Here is a 20,347-nt window from a genome sequence, read left to right as displayed (position 1 = left end):
CAATGCCACGCTCACTTAAAGTTGGTCAAGAATATATCACCAAAGTGAAAGCTGCCGTCCAACGTCAAGGTTATCCGCGCCAAAAAGATTTGGCGGAACATTTACGGATGTCTCGTGACACTGTTAGAAAGTTTTTGAACGGTTATGCCGTAGATTATCTGAATTTTATAGAGATTTGTGACAGGTTGGGACAGGATTGGAAAGCTATAGCCGCTACTGATCGCATAAGCAATGATATAGAGGCAAGGTTTGAGCCGTATGCAGATGAGCCAGAGGTAGAAGGGTTCATTGATGTGGAACGTCAGCCAATTGAAACACTATGTTATCAGACACTAAGTCAACCAGGTGCGCTGCTGCGGATAAAAGCACCGGGGTTGATGGGGAAAACCTTCCTGATGACTAGGGTGGTGAACAAACTTAGACAAGAAGGACACCGCACAGTCTGCTTAAATCTAGGTTACGCAGAACAAGAAGATTTGAGTAACCTAAATAGCTTTTTGCGATGGTTTTGCATTAGTGTTGGGGAACTTTTAGGATTGCCGAACTGCCTAGATAAATACTGGAATGAGAAATTATCTACCAGTAAAATGAATTGCTTTGGCTATTTTCAGCGGTATTTATTGCCCCAGGCAGAAAGCCCCTTGGTAATCTGTATTGATGAGGTAGAACAATTATTTAACCATCAAGTGGTAGGAAAAGAATTCTTGGTGCTATTACGAGCATGGCACGAAACTGCAAGAACCATACCAATTTGGAAACGACTGAGGTTAGTCATTGTTCACTCTACAGAAAATTATATTCAGCTAAATATCAATGAGTCACCTTTTAATGTAGGAGTGCCGATAGAGTTACCAGAATTTACACCCCAAGAAGTGCAAGCTTTAGCCCAAAGATATGGGTTGGATTGGGAGATGGCACAGGTAAACCAGTTAATGACATTGGTAGGGGGACATCCTTTTTTAGTCAGGCAAGCTTGTGAATCTCTGCAAAGAGATTCTCATATGACATTAGAAGCATTGTTACAAACTGCCCCCACGGAAGCAGGAATTTATGCTAATTATTTGCGGCGGTATTGGGAGATACTGCAACGTCATCAAGAGTCTTTGCAAGCGCTCAAAACCGTAGTGACGGCAACTGACAAGGTACGCCTTGAACCAAAGCAAAGCTACTGGTTAAGCAAATTGGGGTTAGTTAAGTTAGTGGGCAATGAGGTGATGATGAGTTGCAATTTGTATCGTCAGTATTTTAGCGATCGCATTTCCTCATAAGCAACAAAACCTACAAATCACGATTTCTAATTTTTCATTTTTAACTCTCTATGAATATTACAACCAATTTCAACTATCAAGTTGGGGGAAGTCTCTTTGTTGATGCGCCTAGTTATGTCAAGCGCCAAGCAGATGATGAACTCTATCATGCTCTAAAGACGGGAGAGTTTTGCTACGTCCTCAACTCTCGCCAGATGGGCAAATCTTCGCTTAAGGTGCGTGTTATGCAAAGATTGCAACAGGAGGGTATTGCCTGTGCTGCAATTGATATTACCGCCATTGGTACTCAAGGGGTAACATCGCGCGAATGGTATGGTGGATTAATTTATAATTGGGCTTTACAATTTGAACTGCCAGCAGATTTTGATTTCTTTACTTGGTGGGAACAGAGGGAGAGTATTGCCCCTGTGCAAGGCTGGACGGAATTTTTGGAACGGGTACTACTACACCATATTCACAAGCAAATAGTCATTTTTATTGATGAAATTGACAGTCTCTTAAGTATCAATTTTAAAGACGATTTTTTTGCTGGTATCCGTGCTTGTTACAACAAACGAACAGAAAATCCAGAATACAAGCGTTTAACGTTTGCCTTGTTGGGTGTGGCAACACCTTCGGATTTAATAAGTGATAAAAATCGTACATCCTTTAATATTGGTCGAGCGATTGAATTAACTGGGTTTAAGTTTGAGGAATGCCAAACACTTGTTCAGGGATTTGAAGGAAAAGTTAGCAATCCCCAAGCAGTGCTGAAAGAAGTTTTAGATTGGACAGGCGGACAACCGTTTCTGACTCAAAAGCTTTGTAAACTCATCCTTACAAATGATGAAGGGTTGAGTGTGGAAGAATTGGTGCAAAGGTATGTTATCGAGAATTGGGAATCACAAGATGAACCTGAGCATTTGCGGACGATACGCGATCGCATTCTAAAAGATGAGCAACGTACTCCTAGGTTATTAGGACTATATCAGCAGATTCTGCTACAGGAGGAAATGGCAGCAGATAAAAGTCCTGAACAAATGGAATTGCGGCTTTCAGGGTTGGTTGTCAAGCAAAAGGGCAAGTTAAGAGTTTACAACCGCATTTATAAAGCTATTTTTGACCAGAATTGGGTTAATCAGATATTAACACAGCAACGTCCTTATGCTGAGCAACTTAAAGCTTGGTTAAATTCTTATTGTCAGGATAAATCACGGCTGTTACGAGGAAAGGCATTGCAGGATGCACTAGCCTGGGCAGATGGTAAAGGTTTAACAAATGAGGATGAGCAATTTCTGAGAGCTAGCCAAGAAGAACTGAACAAGCGACGAAAACAGTTGCTGCACGCTAGCTGGGCTATAATTCTCACTGGTTTGGCTGGAATAAGCGGAGGGCTAGTATGGCTAAGTAGGACTCCTTACATATTAAATCAAGAACGATTTAGCCAAGGAGAACGTACTTTTTTTCTAAGTGATGAAAATTCTGGTCAACTTAAGGGGATTGAAGAGTTCAAAAACAAGAATTTTGAGAAAGCCAAAATAAATTTTCAAAGATCTATCGATGCTAACCCTAATGATCCAGAGGTACTGATTTACTACAACAATGCAAAAGCAAAGGCAGAAGCCAAAGTAAGGGGCAATAATACTCTAACTCTGGCAGTTACTATACCTCTAGATAAGAAAAAAAATTTTGCTAAACGCGTATTACAAGGAGTAGCGCTAGCACAACATGAGTTTAACAAGAATGGAGGATTAGCTAATCGATTATTGAATATAGTAATTGCTAAGGATAATGATGACCCAAATCAAGCTAAAGAAGTTGCTCAAGAATTGATTAAAGATTCAAATGTTATAGGAGTGATTGGACACGTTACTAGCAGCTCTACTAAGAAAGCACTACCTGAGTATCAAAAAGCTCATTTAGCAATTATTTCTCCAAGTAGCACCAGTACTGAACTAAGAGGCAATGTTTTTTTTAGAACAGTTAATTCTGATAGAATAACAGGTAAAAACTTAGCCGATTATGCTATTAAGCATGGTATTAAGCGAGTGGCTATTTTCTATAGAAATGATCCCTATGGTAGAAGCTTGAGTGAGCAATTTAAACTTCTTTTTGAGGAGCTAGGAGGAAAAATTGTAAGAGAACGAATAGATTTAATGCAATTACAACCAGATGAATATGATCGTATAGTTAAAGATGTTATCTTAAAAGATAAAGCCGATGCTGCTATATTTTGTACAAATACAGAGGTATATGATGTCGTCTTAAAAATTATTCAAGCTCAAAATGATATACCGAACTTGCCAAAAAGGCTTAAGCTACTCGCAGGGGATGGTTTGTATGGAGATAAAATTTTGCAGAAATCGTTTGAAGGCATGATTCTAGCTCCAGCTTGGTTTGAAAAAGAAGAAAACGGAAAAGAAAAAGAATTTACAAAAAAAGCTAGTGCAAGATGGAGCGGTCAAATTGGCTGGGACACCGCTACTAGTTATGATGCGACAAAGGCTTTTATTAAAGCTATATCTATGTTTGATAACCCTAATAGAGAGACTGTACATAAAAACTTGAAGTCAGTTCAACTTAAACCGAAGGACACTTCAGGAGATGAACTCAATTTCTCGAAAGGTGAACGGAAACAAAAACCAGTGATAGTCAAAGTAGTTGGAGGTAAGCGTTGTCCACCAGGCGAACAATTTTGTTTTGAACTGGTTTCTCATTAGAGCAGTTGCTGCGCTTTTACCCCCACCCCAACATTTATTTGTCGGGTGTTATTGTCATTCCACCCAACTTACTTATTATTCCTTCCCTGGAGTCGGTGCTAACAGTCCTGCCAAACCGCCTAACGCCCCAGTTCCTAATCCTATGAGAATTTCTGGAATTTCTTTATCATTGGCTTGCAACCATACCGCACCACTAATAGAAGATATCAAGGTTAATGACAGGGCGCTAACTACAATCCGGTAAATCCAACTGTCAGTTTGTAAAGGTGTCAAGTTACGTTTCATATGACTTTGACCTGTGATATTTGATGATGCGTTTCCTAACGCTTAGTTAAATTAAACATGAGCCATAACTGACATGAAGACTGGAAAATGTGGGCAACGAAAAACTTGAAACTGGTTTGAAACTGACTTGCGCTAACATCACCGAAGAAGAATTCAGGAGTCAGAACCCAGGAGTCAGAATGAACTCGTGTGCAACTGGTGGATGAATAATGGTCGCTCATCCCCCGATTTGAATCGTGGAGAAATAGAAAAGCAAAGTAACTTTATTGAAACTCCGGGACTAGGACATGGGGTATTCTGACTCCTGAATTCTGACTTCTGACTCCTTCTCATGACTTCTCCTCCAACACGACTGTAGAATCAGCAGTACGCCCAAATTCTTCTGGTGCATATTGCAGGTGGACTTCAGCACCAGGATAGAGAAATGTACCCGGCGTCACAGAACGCACTAAATAGTGAAGGCTGTAAACGCCTGGTTCTAAGTGGTCGGCGTAGGCGATAATGCGATCGCGATAGATAGTCCTGAACCCAAGTTGCCAACTGTCTGCTTTTGCTTGTAATGCAGGTGTCGTAGTTTGAAAACTCGCATCCACCGCTTCAAAACCAGCTGGTAACGGATCACTGATCACTACATGATTCACAGGATGGTCGGCTATAATTTCCAAACCAATATCAAACACCTGTCCAGTTTCTACAGTCAATGGTTTATCAGAAGCGTATAAACCAAATTGCAACACTTTATCTCTCGTTCCCTGACTCCGGCTGGGAACGGCAGGGCGAATTTCTCTTGTAACCCGTAAACCGTTAAATCTCCCTGGTTGATTTCCCTGCAAGCGGTAGCGATAAGCGACTAAATAGTGCAAAGTGCCTTGTCCAGATTTTCGCAGTTGCAAATCATGACGCCCACGTGGTAAACTAGACATTGGTAAGTTTACTTCTAAGCTGGGATTGCTGTAACCTTCAAAGCGTCTTTCTCCCAACTTCTTACCCGCCAATTCCACTGTAGCAACAAAATTCGGTGGTGTTGGTTGCAGTTGGCTGTATTCCACCAAAGCTGTAAGCGCTTGGGCATTGTTATAATCAGTTTGCCATGTCCCATTCCGACGTAGTGCCAACAGACTTTGCAATAACCTATCGATAACTTCCGGTTTGTACTGCTGGGTAACAAACAGGCGTAAAGCTTGTGCTTGCGCCGTCGTCGGTGAACTCATCCATCCCCAACTGCGGGGTAAACTGATAACAGCTGTACGACCAGTATCATATATATTCTGTTGCAACTGGCTCAACAGTTGTTTCGATTCATCCTGCCATTCTGGGAACTGGGATAAGTATCGCGTCAGTTTAATCTGAGTCACGACATCAAAGGCGTCGCGTTGGCGATAGATATCTGCAAGGAATGTATTGCGCTTGTCTCCCAATTCTGCCAAAGCCATCAAAGCATTGAGTTGCAGTTGACTTTTACATGGCTGCTGTTTGCAAAACTCGTATTGTGCGGGGTTCGCCAGAATTCTTTGCAAATATCCTTTGAGACGAGATACCATTTTAGTATCTACCAAATCCGGAAACGCCTGACTCGCTTTAGCTAGAGATTCCGCTGCATAGGAAGAAACCCAAGGATCTGACTTTTGTTGTCCAGGATAAGCAGCAAAGCCACCATCCGCTAGCTGAAGTTTTTGCAATTGCCCAAGAGTTTGGGAAGCACGTTTGCTAGGATTAAATTCTGCAAAAGTCTGGCTGTATTTTTGAGATAAAGTTTGCAGATTTGCAGCAATCATTAACTGACTCGCCGCAGGTTCAGCAAAAGGCAAATCATCATCTTCCCAAACTTGTTGCGCTGGTGCTTTAATCTCCGGTATCAGGGTACTCGCCAGTTGAATGTCTAAACCTCCCCCATCAGGGAAAGTGTTTTTGTCAACATTGAGGGGAATCTTTGCTTGATTTGCAGTGACGCCTGTCTCAATCACTTGTTCTGTAATTTCTAATGGCTTAATTTCCAAAGGCACTTCAAAAGCATCTGCTGCTGTACGATTCAATTGAGTCGTAAAGCGAACTTTGCCTTCTCCCACACTACCTGCTACCATCGGAAAACGATATGCACGGGTAGCCGTTTCAACCTGGGTTTGCAAATTCGCAGTTGTGGGGTTATTCTCAGCAAACTTGACAGTACCGCCTACTTCACCATGAATTGTGAGAGTTCCTGTGTTACCAGTGTTGTTAGTGACAGATAAGCCAGCTTGGAATTTATCGCCAGGACGTGCAAATTGTGGCAGTATGGCGTTAGTGATCAACGGCTTAGTTGTGATGAAAGTCGCTTCGGAATTGCCGAAACGCAGATTTCCATCAGTGGCGATCGCCATCACGCGCCATGTGGTTAAGTCATCTGGTAATTTAAACGTGACTTGTGCTTTACCCGTAGCATCTGTGAGGACAGAACCATTGTAGTAAGCTAGAGGCTGAAAATTTGTACGGACGCGAGTATTTTCTGTAGCTGCTGAGAACCCACCGCCATAACCCCAACCTTTGGGTTTAGCTATATTTTGTTGATCGACTACGACATTTTTTCGGTTATCGCTAAAGCGGGTAGATATCGGCTGTTCAGCGTAAACTGTATCTACCAAATTCGGGGGACGATAACCAGAAAGCTGTAACACCGCTTCATTCACAACCATGACTGTGAACTGTCCTTTGCTGGGGTTTCCCTGGTTGTCTTTGAGTTCTAGTTGTACAGTTTGTTCAGCACCAGGTTCCAGCGATGCTTGCACTGGGCTAACTTGCACTTTCAAATACTTGTCTTCCAAGTTAACTTTAAAGGAAGCAAAGCCAATTCGTACCAGATTATCTAAACTTCCTGGTTCCAACTGGTTAAGAGGCGCACCTTGTCTTACCAACACAGCTTGTACTGCTGCATTTGGCAACATTTCTGGTGTGACTTGGAATTTAATTTGCGGTGCGCCTCCCTTAACTTTGGTAATCTGTTGATAAAGGGGTTTGTCCTTAACGACAGCAAAGTACAATTCTCCTTCAGGATAAGGAGATTGAATCAACGCCGTGACAGTTTCGCCTGGTTTGAAGGTTGTTTTGTCGAGTTTAATTTCCAGTCGGTCTTTTTCTCCCTCACCCCAATACACTGGATTTTCACCAGTTGCCCAAATCTGCAAATCTGTTGCGCCTAAATCATCCCTAACATTGCTAAAATTGGCACGGATACGGTAGGAACCAGATTCTTTTGGTGTCAGCGTTACAGTTTGAGGACTATTTGTAGATGTAACTTCTGTTTGTCCGACTGTCTTGTATTCAACTTGGTTTTTCCCTGTCCGACTTCCTTCTACAAGTTGAGTCACACTGCTATATTTCATCTGTTGCAGTTCCAGACGCACCCGTTGACCTGGAAGTAGTTTTCCTGTAGAACCAGTGACGATGACTATGATGGGAATATCCTTGCCAGCTTCAGCAACGAAATGAGTTTTTAAACCAATCAGGCGATCGCTTGGCAATGCTGTAAAAGTTTTAGAATTCGCCACGGATAGATTAGAAACATCTGCGACTTGCACATCAACGCGGTAAATCATCGGATAAGGCAAATCTTTCGCCACAGTTAGCGTTTGGTTACTTTTACCATTTGCATCAAGTTCTGCATTCGTTTGCAACACATCGCTTGGTACAGAAGGCGGTTCTTCAGGAAATAACCACTGTCTGCCAAAAGAATATTCCTCCCAACCTTTCGGGATAAAACGAGTTTGCTGACGAGTCACAAAATATTTCACTTGTCCCCCTTGCACAGGAGAACCAAATAAATACTGACTTGTAGATTTCGCCTCTACCTTGTCGTTAATTAAGACAAATTCTTTATCCAAATCCAGTTCAACTTTGAAATTAGGCGGCTTAAACTCAGCCACGCGAAACTCTCCGGAAATTTCTTGTGCGTTTTTCCCTTTCGCCTGGATGGTATAGTAGCCTAAACGTTGGGTATTATTAATTGGTAATTCTAAAGAAAACGTACCAAATTCATTTGTTGTTTTCGTACCTAAATCTGTCTTCTGTCCATCCGGATTGACAAGCGTTAATTGGTAAACAGCATTTTTATCTTGCTTAATTTCGCCATTTTGCAAATAGTCAGCGAAACCAATCAACGAAGCTTTTTCTCCTGGTTGATACAACTGTCTATCTGAGAAGATAATTCCCCGCGACACAGGCTTACCATTCTCCCAACCTGTATCAAGTCCATAGCCAAAAGCACCGCTATATTCTTCCGTGCGAGCAAATGCCCAATCTTGATTTTCACGCGCAATAACTAACAATTGGGGTTCTTTTGTAAAACTTTGATTTCCCGCAAAACACTGGCGCAAATTTTCACGATTTACCCTAAGTGTGCCATTCTCATCAGTTTTAAGAGAAGCACAAGGTACAGGTTGAGGGCGAGATTTTGACTCTAATTTTGATTCATAAATTTCGACAGCAGCAGCTTTGACTGGTGAACCATCAGCAAGGTGATGAACTCTAATAAAGCCTGATTCGGGAAACCACTGTGTAAACACACCCAAATTTGTCAGTTGAACCATTCCATAAGTCGTAGGTTCACGCCATAGTTCCTTGCCATTTTCTTTATAAGTATTCGTGCGTGCTTGCACCCCATAAGCAAGCATTCCTGTAGCAGCACCAAGTTTTTCTCTGATAGGAACAGCAACTTCAACTTGCTGATTTTTCTTACCCGATACATTAAAATTTTGCCAGTCACTTGGTTTTGGTAATAAATCATTACCATTGCCTCTAGGATAAGCAGAATTTAAATAAACTAAATCTGTTGGTTGAACAACTTTATAAGCTGCTTTGTATTTTGATTCTGGTAAATTTGTTGTAGCAATATTTAACTGTAAGTCTTTCCCATATGGGAAAATATTTAAACCTTCAGGAACCCAAAGATTTCCTGCCAAATCTCCAGTGTCATATTTAACTGTGACAGGCTTACCTAAAGTTTGCCCAAACTTATCTTTGAGATTCCCATCAATAGTAAATGTATAAGTCGTTGCAGGTTCTAAAGCATAAGGATTGATAGTAATAATTTTTTCTTGGTCAATTGCTTGTATGATTCGCGCAATAGATTTTGGTGCAGGATTAATTTTAATATTTTCAATAGCTGATTCAGCAACTAAGCCATTATTAAATTCAAGCTGAGGGCTACCATTCACAAATCTTCCATAAGTTCCCCCAGCATCTGGTTGACCATAAAACTTAATTCCCTGAAAATGTAAGGGAGAATAAGTTGATAACTTACTAACAAATGTTTGCTCACTGGGTAAATTACCATAAGCCGGACGTATCCCGGGAGAAAATTCTAGGCGATAATTTGCAGCTTTTTGGAGATTTTCTTGCGGACTTAAGTTATAAATCCATTTACGTGTTGAAGAATCGAATTTTTCCAAAGGGTCTAGAGGTTCCGATGGTTTTTCTTCTTTAGCAAATTCTACCTTAAACTGCACACCCTTGTTTTTACCTTGGGGAATCAGTTGTAAATGCTTCTGTACCGAAGGTAAATCTAGTTCCACATTCGAGGTGAATTGCAACTTTTGCTGTAAATCAATTGGTTCAACCTCAGACTTTTCTATAGGATTCTTACCAGGTAAATTAGTTATTTGGATAGGTTCAGTATTGAAAGTCCAAGCCAAATCTTTGTCGAGACGGTGATTTCTTAAATCCGCCAAGCCTGCTTTCAGGGTAACTTGAAACCGCGTCGCTTTTGGCATTGCTTCATCAGCTTGAAATCCCACCAGACGCGGTGTCAAAAATCTAAAATGACCGGGTATAGGTGGTAAAAGTTCAAATTTTTGTAACAAAATTTGTTGACTAGGGCTGTCAAGACTTTCAACCGGAATTAAAGGTTCTTTAAACCGGATGCGGATTTGGTTGAGAGATTTTGTGTCTGCAAATGGACTAATTTGTTCGATCCAATCTGGTAATTGCGGCGGTGCGAGTTGGGAAACCGTAGGAAGTTGCTCTCTTCCTGGGGAGATGTTAACAAAATGACAGTTTGCTATTCCTAGCATAAGTGTTAGGAATAGCAGAGACTGCAGAAAAATTCTTATGAACATATTTAGCACGACGTATAGTATTAAAGTTTAAGCAATTAAAATTTTAAAAATTATGACAAGCGAAAGTATCGTGGACAATGCCCACGCGACAAAGCTATATAAGGATGATTTACATTGATACCCAAGCGAGTCTCATTGTTCCGGAAATGGCTAGATTTTTTATATGAAGTATTATGTAAATATTAAATTTATTGCAACATTAACAAGAGTAAAAATTAAACCACAGATAAACACAGATTAAAACTAATTATATCAAGTTCGCTTAATCACTTATAAATGCCGAAACACCCCACCCGCGCACATCAAGCACCCTCCCCGATGCCTTGGGGAGAATTGGGGAGGGGTAACGCGAGGACTGCAATGATAACTAATCATCCGAACTTGATATTATTTATCTGTGTCCATCTGTGTCCATCTGTGGTTCTAAATATCCAACTATCATACTTTTACAAAAAATATTTTTAGTTTGATGCCAAGCAAAACCACCGCTGGAAAGGGGGAACCGGAATCAAAGTCCCCCTTTTTAAGGGGGATTTAGGGGGATCTAGAACACTTTGCTACCGACAGTAGGACTTTTAAAACATCCTCTAAGACGCTTAACGAGAAATCATCCCACCCCGCACGTGGGGCGGGCTTTCTCGCCGTCTTTCCGGTAAAGGGGAAAGGGTAAAGGTTTTCCCCTTTTTCCTTGCGGCTTTACCCATTGCAATATTGATTTTGCAAGGGAAAGCGGCTTATACGTATAATTGAATTTTACAAAATTGACTTTAATTGTGCTGTAATCATTCGTTAATTACTCTCTGTGTTCCAGAGCGTAGCAACTTATCCCAATCTAGCACGATAATCCTGATAGGAAAAATGTCGCCATAAAACGAAACTACCATCTTTTTTGATCATGCCAATGGAAGGATGCACTACTCCATTAAACATGGAAGTTTTGACCATTGTATAGTGCATCATATCTTCAAAAATTAAGCGATCGCCGATAGATAAATCTTCAGCAAAAGCATAATCTCCGAGAAAATCTCCTGCTAAACAACTCGAGCCCCCCATGCGATATACTTTTTCGCTGTCTTGAGGCTCGTGCGCCCCCCGAATTATGGGTTTATAGGGCATTTCTAAACAATCTGGTGTATGAGCAGTAAAAGAGATGTCTAACATAACATTAATAAGTGCAGGAGTAGGAATTAAATCTTGCACTGTACTCAGTAAAAACCCAGTTTCCCAAGCGATCGCCGAACCTGGTTCCATAATTAACTTAATATGGGGGTAGCGATCGTGAAAAGCCTTAATAACCTCAATCGCATGAGCCACATTGTAATGTTTACGAGTCATCAAATGACCGCCGCCAAGATTTAGCCATTTTAATTGAGGTAGAAAACGCCCAAATAACTGCTCTATTTGTAATAAGGTTTTCTCCAACGCATAAGAATCGCTTTCACATAAATTGTGAGACAGAAACCCCTCAATTCCTTTTGGTAAAGTATCTCCAAGCTGATTGTGTGAGACCCCAAGACGTGTATGCGCCATACAAGGATTATACAGCGCGGTTTTCACTGGGGAATATTCAGGGTTAATGCGCAAGCCTATCGACAGATGAGACGATGATTTTGCAATAATAGGCGCAAATCTTTCCCACTGCGTCACCGAATTAAAGGTAAGATGAGAAGCTAAGGGTAAAATCTGCGGTAAATCCTCATTTCGATAAGCAGGGGAATAGACATGAACTTCCCCGCCAAATTCCTGCGCCCCCAATTGCACCTCCCATAATGAACTTGCTGATACACCCTGAAGCGTTTTACGAATAATGGGGAAACTATGAAAGAGGGAAAACCCCTTTAATGCCAGCAATACATTGATAGGGGCTTCCCGTTGTACTCTTTCAAAAATAGCCAAATTTCGTTCTAAAAGTGCCTCTTCCAACACAAAACAGGGCGAAGGGATATTTTTGAATAAATCGCTAGTTTGAGTCATTATAAACTATGCCTCAAAGGGTGAGTCTTGATCGATTACTTCATGCCAGGGTAAACCAAGTTTTGCTACCAATTCCATAAAGGGATCTGGATCGAACTCTTCTACATTAAATACTCCAGGCTTTTTCCATAGTTCTTGTACTAACATTAATGCACCAACTACTGCCGGAACACCTGTAGTATAGGAAATTGCCTGAGAACCTACTTCTTTATATGATGCAGCATGATCGCAATTGTTATAGATGTAATATTGACGTTCTTTTCCATCTTTTAACCCACGAATATGACAACCAATAGAAGTTTGTCCTGTGTAGTTCTCCGCTAGAGAAGAAGGTTCTGGCAAAATTGCTTTTAGGAATTTGAGGGGAATGACTTGTGTTCCTTCATAATTAATAGGATCGATCCGTGTCATCCCTACGGCCTCTAAAACGCGCAAATGAGTAATATAGTTTTCTGAAAATGTCATCCAGAAACGCGCTCTTTTAATTGTGGGAAAATTTTTTACTAAAGATTCTAGCTCTTCATGGTACAAGAGATAAGACTCTCGAAAACCTATTTCTGGGTAATCAATTGGGCGATGAACGGAAAGAGCAGGCACTTCTACCCATTGCCCATTTTCATAATAGCGACCATTTTGAGTAATTTCACGAATATTAATTTCTGGATTAAAATTAGTTGCAAAAGCTTCTCCATGACTGCCTGCATTACAATCAATTATATCTAAATAGTGGATCTCATCAAAATAGTGTTTGAAGGCATAGGCGGTATAAACTCCCGTCATCCCAGGATCGAACCCACAACCAAGAATTGCTGTAATTCCAGCATTTTTGAACCGTTCTTGATACGCCCATTGCCAACTATATTCAAATTTTGCTACATCAGGAGGTTCATAGTTAGCCGTGTCGAGATAATTGACTTTTGTTTCAAGACAAGCATCCATCAAGGCTAAATCTTGATAAGGAAGCGCTACATTAATAAGAATTTCGGGGCGAAATTCTTGAATGAGTTTAACCGTATTACTAACAACATCTGCATCTAAGGCAGCGGTGGTTATTTTTGGGGAATTGATGTCTTTGGCAATTTGATTACACTTTTCCAACGTGCGGCTCGCTAACAGAATATCAGAAAATTCTGGTTGTGCGGCACATTTGTGAGCAACTACCCTACCAACACCGCCTGCTCCAACAATCATTACTCTTGCCATATTCTCTCCTTACAGTACATTTGACCAATAGCGGCGTACAGCAGATTTCAAGCGAATGAAGTACAAAGCGCTCATGAATGCAAATGTTATAAGATGGGCATCCCTTTTCTCCCGATTACATCCACTATTTCCACAGCCTACCACAAGACAAGCCGGATCAATTGCTAGCAGGGCAAGACTTGCTTTACAAAGGAATTAGCTTCAGCACCATTGCTAATATATACGATCTACTTTACGAGCGTTCTGTTGGAGACAATTATCCTGACGTACAGTTACTATCTGCGCTCGAAGCCTTGAAACGATTAAGGGGTGGGGTGCAGTTAACGTGGAAATCATAACTAATTAGCCGAACATGATATTATTCGTCCATCAGTTCCTAAAAGTCTGACTTTCAAAGCTTTATTGTTACAGGTTGGAAATATTTCCTGATTCTGTCAGAACCATAGCGCAAAAATTAAGATCTGTCTTCCTGTGCAGGGGATGCGCTGATGAAACTAGCTTTGGGGTGGCTTATCCAGATGAGAAAGAAAATTTGGCGTCAGCGTAATCGCACAAGGGGCAAAGTTATCATTGCCTTACTGCTAATATGCATGACAGTGCGCTTACTCCCATATTTCGCTCCCATTCACACCGCAGATATCGCACAACAGCAACTCGCACTCGAATTTAGCGATCGCAATGGATTACCACTGGGAACTTTGCTCACCCGTGACCAAGAGCATACATCTGTGGTGCCATTAAATCAAGTGTCTCCTTATTTTATCCACGCCATTCTCGCAGCGGAAGATGGGGACTTTTATGATCATGGGGCGCTGGATCTCAAAGCAGCAGCCCGCGCACTTAAGGACGCACTACACACTCAAAGAATTGTTTCCGGTGCTTCTACAATTACCATGCAGTTGGCACGGATGTTAGATCCAGTCTCTCGCAGCCTATCGGGTAAAGTTCAGGAAATTTGGCTTTCTTGGCGGTTAGTCGCTGGAATGAACAAAGATGAAATCCTCTCTTCTTACATCAATCGTTTACCAATGGGGGGAATATCTATGGTGTGGAAGCAGCTGCTCGTACCTATTTTTCCATACCCGCGAACGACTTGAATCTTGCCCAAGCTAGTTTGCTCGCTGCTATCCCTAATAATCCCACTTACTTTGACCCACTGCAACATTATCAACGCTTAAAGCAGCGGCAGAAATACGTTCTCAATCGTATGGTACAAGATGGGTACATCACTCGCTCTCAAGCAGAACGAGCATACGCTGAGGAAATCTCGTTTCAGTCTCGCAAACGAGGAATTATTGCTGCACCACATTTTTTGTTTTGGCTAGCGAGTCAGCAAAGCACCCCACCCATAACCCCACCCCCAACCCCTCCCCGCAAGCAGGGAGGGGTGACAAAGCTGGGGTGGAATTCTAGCCCTATCCGCACCACGATAGATCGTCCCTTGCAACAGTTTGTGGAAGCACAGGTGCAACAGGTACTTTCCACCCTCGCTGCTAACAATGTCCATGATGCAGCTGCTTTGGTAATTGATAACCACACCGGAGAAGTTTTGGCTTATGTCGGTTCGCCTGATTACTTTAATGAAGCCAAGCAGGGAAGGAATGATGGTGTTCAGGCGCTGCGTCAACCAGGTTCTACTCTCAAGCCGTTTCTGTATGAGTTGGCTTTGGAAAAAGGTGTGATTCGCCCAAATACAATTCTGGCAGATGTCCCTGCTCACTACGCAATTCCTGGTGCAAAACTCTACAGTCCTACAGATTATACCAATAGCTTCCTCGGACCAGTGCGAGTGCGTGTGGCTTTGGCAAATTCCCTGAATGTTCCAGCGGTACGAGTGCTGGAAAAAGTTGGTGTGCAGGCTTTTTTGGATCGTCTCCACCAGTTGAGGTTTGAACACCTCAACCAAAGCGCAGAATACTACGGGTTAGGATTGACTTTGGGTAGTGGCGAAGTCAGTTTATGGGAACTGGCTAGAGCTTATCTCACTATGGCACGACAAGGAGAAGCTGCGCCCTTATTGACGACATTTGATGAACTAGAACCTCACCCCCCAACCCCTTTCTCCACAAGCCCAAAAAGGGACATTTACTCCCCTCCTCGCTTGCGGGGAGGGGCTGGGGGTGGGGTAACGACATGGCAATTAATTACCGATATGCTGAGCGATCGCCATGCACGTGCAACAGCGTTTGGTGTAGACTCAGTGTTGAGTTTACCGTTTCCCGCTGCTGTTAAAACTGGCACTTCCTCCAATTTTCGCGATACTTGGACGGTTGGTTTTACGACTGACTACACCGTTGCCACTTGGGTAGGTAATTTCGATGGCGATCCAATGCGCCAGGTTTCTGGAGTTACGGGAGCAGCACCTTTGTGGAATCGGATTATACTACACCTACATGAGCATCAAGAACCAGCAAGTTTTCCCTCTCCACAAGCTATGGTAGAATTACCTATTTGTGCAAACTCTGGGTTACGACCAACACCAGATTGTTCCTCGGTGGTACAGGAATATTTTTACGCAGAAAACCTTGGGGACTACGAACGTCAGAACCGTTTCACTTTGTCTGGTGAGTATGATGAGTGGTTGGCAAGGCAAGAGCAATCTAGTTTGACTTCTGTTTCAATTTCTGATGTAGATTCATACAATTTACCAGCTTCTCGCACGCCCGGTGTCTTCGACTCAAATGAAAACCGCCATAACAAGCTGAAGATTCTATCTCCTCATCAGGACGATGTATTCTTGGTGTATCCAGGTGACGAGACGAAGCAAAGACTGGAGTTTAAGCTTGCAGGAACATCCGCAGTGGCTGTGGAGTGGTGGCTGAATGGTGAAAAGCTAGCTACATCATCTCATTCTGTGTTTTGGACTCTGCGCCCTGGTACATGGACATTGGAAGCGAAAAGTGGTGTCAGGAGCGACAAGGTGAGTTTTCAAGTAGAATTAGCAAGCGTAAAACCTACACGTCGGGGCTTTTCTGTTGGTAATCCTTAACAAAAACGTTTTATTATACCCTTAAATAAGCCGTCCGCCGGACACCTATACGTCTTAGCGGTTCGTTTCATAAATTTGTATAAAAAATGCAGTATCATATCAAGCCCGGTTGATTGCTTATCATTGCTGAATAACCCCACCCCTTTATCCCCTCCCCGCTTGCGGGGAGGGGAGCCAAAGCGCAGATGATTGCGGGGTGGGGTACAGTTAACGTGGGAATCATAACTAATTATCCGAACATGATATAACAAACACTCTACTGGTAAAATATCTCACTATGCAAGAACAAAAACTAACTGCACACACAGAAATTTTACTGGAACCAGGCACGTTGTGGAAACGTGTCAAAGAGCAGACTGAGCATGCTATCGGATGCAAAGCGTTGGTGTCAATTCCAACTGAGTATGAGTTCGTAGAACAGGGAGGCGTTCGCTTCTTGGTGCGAATCTTATCTAACCTTGCGCGTAAAGAGGCAGCTAAGCAGAAACAGGAAAAACAAACCACCCCCTCTGGTAAGGAGTTCAATCCTTTTCTTCCCTATGAGGAGGATTTATTTGTTGCGGATATTTCCGACACCCATGTATGCATCTTAAACAAATACAACGTTGCTGAGTATCACCTGCTGCTCATCACGCGTGCGTTTGAGGAACAAGAAACCTTACTGACGTTGGAAGATTTTACAGCGATGTGGGCGTGTTTAGCCCAAATTGATGGTTTAGTATTTTACAACGGTGGTAAGACCGCAGGTGCCAGCCAGCGACACAAGCACTTGCAACTTGTTCCACTTCCACTCGTACCCACTGGATCGCAGATACCTATTGAACCTCTGCTTGCATCTGCCAAATTTCAAAATGTTGCAACTATACCGGAACTTCCTTTTGTACACGCTTTCACAAGGCTAGACCCTGATTGGGCAAAATCTCCATTACAAGCGGCTCAAGCAACGCTTTTGTGCTATAATAATCTACTGCGCGCTGTGAACTTAGAAAACGGTGACATAAGTTCAAACAGGCAATCTGGTGCGTATAATCTTCTGGCTACACGGCAATGGATGTTGATTGTACCGCGATCGCATGAATCTTTCGAGTCCATCGCCGTCAACTCACTAGGATTTGCGGGTTCCCTTTTCGTACGAAACGAGCAACAAATGCAGATTCTCAAACACCTCGGACCTATGACCCTACTAGAGAGGGTCGCCATACCAATAAAATAGGAGCAGACACATGTGGTATAAGAGCTTTTGGTTCGCCCTAGGAACTTGTTTGGTCATTGGTGAAGCTCTTAGTTTGTCAGGGGAATCTGCACTAGCTCAAAATATCACACTTGATAACAGCTTGGGTGCCCAGACAAGCGTAGTCACACCCAATCTTAATATTAATGGTATCAACAGCGAAGTCATTTCTGGTGGGGCGACTCGAGGAGTTAATCTCTTCCACAGTTTTCGCGAATTCAACGTTGATTCAGGACGAGGAGCCTATTTTACCAATCCTGCTGGCATTGAGAACATTTTGACTCGAGTCACGGGAACAAACCGGAAGGGAGGTAGAATTACGATTACCTCTGCTGGAGTTTATGGACTCCAGAAGCGTCCTGAACTTACTGATTTGAGCGATATTAATGCCAGTTCTCAGGCAGGTCCTCAGTTGAATGGTACTGTGGAAATTAACAATCCCAGCATCGACCCGAGTCAGGGATTAGTCAACTTGCCAGTGGATATCGTGGAACCAGAAGTATCCCAAGTGTGTCAAGCTGGTGCAAATCGAGATGAAAACAGATTTGTTATTACTGGACGTGGAGGCTTAGCAGCTAGTCCCATAGAACCTCTGGTTAGTGATGCTGCGATCGCAAATTGGATTGCTATTGATGCTGAAAATGAAACCCGTTCTATACAAAGTGTGAGCAGCAATCCTAACAAGCCGATACCACAACCCATTGTAGAAGCTAACGGGTGGGTGATAAATGCCAAAGGTGAGGTATTTCTGACAGCAGATGCATCCACCGTCACGCCTCATAGTTCTTGGCGTCCGGCGACTAATAGCGGGTCACTATAAGGTTTATCAATAACTGTATCGTCTCCACTTAAAGTTCCACCTCTTAAATTAAGATGTGGTTTTACCTCCCAACATAAATATGAGCGGTTCATACCGTTCTCTCAACAAAAATCTATTGACGCTATCATGAGATATTCCTTCTAAAATCTCTGCCAAGCGGGTACAACCCGGATATTTTGACTCTGCCAGTAAGAACAGAGTATACGTGTCCAAATTACATTTGGCAGGGGACAGGCTTAGTAGTTGCTCTGATAGCTCTAACCCCACATCATCAAGACAACACAGATATTATCGGTCTTGAGCGTGTCCCTATTAATTAGCGATTGCCCTTTAGGGCACTGCGCTCCGCGCAATCGCCTGAAAATTTCCTCATCCATACTTACTGCACTTCTTGCTTATTTTGTCAATGCGTAAGTCCTAAAGTTCTGCAAGCCTCTTCTCAAGACCGAGCAGATTCGTTGCCAAACCCCTTTAAGGATGTGCCGCAGAACCACTGGGCGCTCATCGCAGTTATGAGTATCTATGACTGCGGTGCGTATACCGGGGTGCTCCCGCTAGAGCGGGTTAGACCCTATTTGCAACAGCCCCAAGCCCCAGCATCAAAGCAGCAACACTCAAAATTATGGGTAACGGAAACTTTAAGCCGAACTCCCCTTAGCGGGGGAATTTCGGAAGGCTGAAACTATTGCTATGTGGTTCATAGCGCTAATTAAAGTCCAGGCTTCTCAACTTTGCCTGGTTTGATTTAAACGCTGGCTTCTTCAAATAACCGATTCAGACTAGCGACGAACTCCTCTATCTGTGCCTTATCCATCTCGCGCCACCCATCAAATCCCAGGAGGGATGTGACAGTTTGTTGCCTAACCGGATAAAATTCAGCGATCGCATGCGTTGATACCCAGAGTCGGACTTTTCCATCCATCGTAGGCTGTCCCCGAAATGATAAACAGACATTGAGAGGAGAATTTCTTCGCGCAGTACATAGCAAGTGAGCCGCAGGACTAATCATCAGGTTAGTAGGCCGCGGATTCAGTGTAAGATGGTCTTTCTTGGCTGCTTGTATCACCATCTGAAATTACTTTGCCAATGCCACGAGCCTCAGCCATCGCCATGAGTCGTTCTCACTGCAAGCGTTCCATTTTTCAGACTGGTTGTCAATTGCGTTCCGTTTGAGGAAGCAACCCGATGTGTTATTGGGGATAGTTCAGACAACTGCTCTTGCGGGGGCACAGTTGTGCGATCGCTTTTAGCAGTTAAGCGCTGTAGCTCTACCAACTGGTGCTGCATCTGAGCGAAACTCTTGAACAGTTGCGGGAGTCTGGCTAGTTTGCCATTAAGCTCTGGGTGCGCTAACCGGGTTTGACCACCGTTGACTGTTTCGGCAGGAGGGGTTGAGGATTGTACCTGTTGGCGTAGGGATTGGAGTTCTGCTCTGATCTGTTGAATTTCTTGCTTCAGATCGCTGGTGTCAAAGTAGGGAGGAAGTGCAGAAACATGCTGTTGCAGTTGGGTGGTGGTTTGGCTTAACTGTTCTATTTGCTCTAGCTCTGAGCGCTGGTTAAATGCCTCAGTTAATGAGCTCACACAAGCTTGCAACTGCTGAATTTGTTGCTCTAGCCCGGTAGGGTCAAAGGGTGCTGGTATTAGCGGCAGTGCTGAAACCTGCTCTTGCAGTTGGGCGGTGCTTTGGCTTAACTGTTCTATTTGCTGTAGCTCCGAGCGCTGGTTAAATGCCTCTGTCAATGAGATCATAGAAGCTTGCAACTGCTGAATTTGTTGCTCTAGCCCGGTA

Annotated in this window: 10 protein-coding genes and 3 pseudogenes; 6 read left to right on the top strand and 7 right to left on the bottom strand. The window is 42.9% G+C overall.

Annotated elements, in window-relative coordinates; genetic code table 11:
* Positions 1–2: 2 nt before the first annotated feature.
* On the top strand, positions 3–1,268 hold the full coding sequence (locus V5G28_RS26170; protein ID WP_332991753.1) for an AAA-like domain-containing protein: 1,266 nt from the start codon (positions 3–5) through the stop codon (positions 1,266–1,268).
* A gap of 50 nt (positions 1,269–1,318) precedes the next feature.
* Entirely contained in the window at positions 1,319–3,967 is a 2,649-nt protein-coding gene (locus V5G28_RS26165; RefSeq protein ID WP_332991751.1) for an AAA-like domain-containing protein, read from the top strand.
* Positions 3,968–4,042: 75 nt separating this feature from the next.
* Here the strand turns inward: V5G28_RS26165 and V5G28_RS26160 are convergent, their stop codons facing one another.
* From V5G28_RS26160 to V5G28_RS26145, 4 genes are all read right to left on the bottom strand, one after another.
* Positions 4,043–4,252, bottom strand: a complete 210-nt coding sequence (locus tag V5G28_RS26160) for a hypothetical protein (protein ID WP_073632690.1) — start codon at positions 4,250–4,252, stop codon at positions 4,043–4,045.
* A gap of 329 nt (positions 4,253–4,581) precedes the next feature.
* Positions 4,582–10,338, bottom strand: a complete 5,757-nt coding sequence (locus V5G28_RS26155) for an alpha-2-macroglobulin family protein (protein WP_332991746.1) — start codon at positions 10,336–10,338, stop codon at positions 4,582–4,584.
* A gap of 822 nt (positions 10,339–11,160) precedes the next feature.
* The gene (gene nspC, locus V5G28_RS26150; protein WP_332991744.1) at positions 11,161–12,312 is read right to left on the bottom strand and encodes a carboxynorspermidine decarboxylase; all 1,152 of its coding nucleotides are present in this window, start codon (positions 12,310–12,312) and stop codon (positions 11,161–11,163) included.
* Positions 12,313–12,318: 6 nt separating this feature from the next.
* Positions 12,319–13,515: a saccharopine dehydrogenase family protein gene (locus V5G28_RS26145; protein ID WP_332991742.1), complete on the bottom strand. Its 1,197-nt coding sequence runs from the start codon at positions 13,513–13,515 to the stop codon at positions 12,319–12,321.
* Between the two features lie 116 nt (positions 13,516–13,631).
* On the opposite strand from V5G28_RS26145, the pseudogene V5G28_RS26140 reads away from it, so the two are divergent.
* From V5G28_RS26140 to V5G28_RS26125, 4 genes and pseudogenes are all read left to right on the top strand, one after another.
* Positions 13,632–13,853 (top strand): annotated as a pseudogene (locus V5G28_RS26140) (SidA/IucD/PvdA family monooxygenase); the annotation flags it as partial.
* A 150-nt stretch (positions 13,854–14,003) separates the two neighbouring features.
* Positions 14,004–16,504, top strand: a pseudogene (gene pbpC, locus V5G28_RS26135) (penicillin-binding protein 1C).
* A gap of 277 nt (positions 16,505–16,781) precedes the next feature.
* On the top strand, positions 16,782–17,717 hold the full coding sequence (locus V5G28_RS26130) for an ATP adenylyltransferase family protein (protein WP_332991738.1): 936 nt from the start codon (positions 16,782–16,784) through the stop codon (positions 17,715–17,717).
* 10 nt (positions 17,718–17,727) lie between these two features.
* Entirely contained in the window at positions 17,728–18,555 is an 828-nt protein-coding gene (locus V5G28_RS26125) for an S-layer family protein (RefSeq protein ID WP_332991736.1), read from the top strand.
* Here V5G28_RS26125 and V5G28_RS26120 read toward each other — a convergent pair.
* The 3 genes and pseudogenes from V5G28_RS26120 to V5G28_RS26110 all read right to left on the bottom strand — a co-directional run.
* Positions 18,546–18,808, bottom strand: a pseudogene (locus V5G28_RS26120) (IS701 family transposase); the annotation flags it as partial. The gene V5G28_RS26125 and the pseudogene V5G28_RS26120 overlap by 10 nt on opposite strands.
* A gap of 492 nt (positions 18,809–19,300) precedes the next feature.
* Positions 19,301–19,477, bottom strand: a complete 177-nt coding sequence (locus V5G28_RS26115; protein WP_332991734.1) for a hypothetical protein — start codon at positions 19,475–19,477, stop codon at positions 19,301–19,303.
* A 176-nt stretch (positions 19,478–19,653) separates the two neighbouring features.
* The coding region (locus V5G28_RS26110) for a DUF2730 family protein (protein ID WP_336231341.1) at positions 19,654–20,347 on the bottom strand (694 nt) is incomplete at its 5' end.

This window comes from Scytonema sp. PRP1 (genome assembly GCF_036697665.2).
In the GTDB taxonomy this organism is placed as follows: Bacteria; Cyanobacteriota; Cyanobacteriia; order Cyanobacteriales; family Nostocaceae; genus Kalymmatonema; species Kalymmatonema gypsitolerans.
Note: the sequence above shows the minus strand (reverse complement) of the source record. Positions and strands in the feature narration are given on the sequence as shown.

What these genes read in the sequence shown, in the direction of transcription:
- V5G28_RS26170 (WP_332991753.1), top strand. Translation starts at nt 3, where the DNA reads ATGCCACGCTCACTTAAAGTTGGTCAAGAATATATCACCAAAGTGAAA.
- V5G28_RS26165 (WP_332991751.1), top strand. Translation starts at nt 1,319, where the DNA reads ATGAATATTACAACCAATTTCAACTATCAAGTTGGGGGAAGTCTCTTT.
- V5G28_RS26160 (WP_073632690.1), bottom strand. Translation starts at nt 4,252, where the DNA reads ATGAAACGTAACTTGACACCTTTACAAACTGACAGTTGGATTTACCGG.
- V5G28_RS26155 (WP_332991746.1), bottom strand. Translation starts at nt 10,338, where the DNA reads ATGTTCATAAGAATTTTTCTGCAGTCTCTGCTATTCCTAACACTTATG.
- nspC (WP_332991744.1), bottom strand. Translation starts at nt 12,312, where the DNA reads ATGACTCAAACTAGCGATTTATTCAAAAATATCCCTTCGCCCTGTTTT.
- V5G28_RS26145 (WP_332991742.1), bottom strand. Translation starts at nt 13,515, where the DNA reads ATGGCAAGAGTAATGATTGTTGGAGCAGGCGGTGTTGGTAGGGTAGTT.
- V5G28_RS26130 (WP_332991738.1), top strand. Translation starts at nt 16,782, where the DNA reads ATGCAAGAACAAAAACTAACTGCACACACAGAAATTTTACTGGAACCA.
- V5G28_RS26125 (WP_332991736.1), top strand. Translation starts at nt 17,728, where the DNA reads ATGTGGTATAAGAGCTTTTGGTTCGCCCTAGGAACTTGTTTGGTCATT.
- V5G28_RS26115 (WP_332991734.1), bottom strand. Translation starts at nt 19,477, where the DNA reads ATGGATGGAAAAGTCCGACTCTGGGTATCAACGCATGCGATCGCTGAA.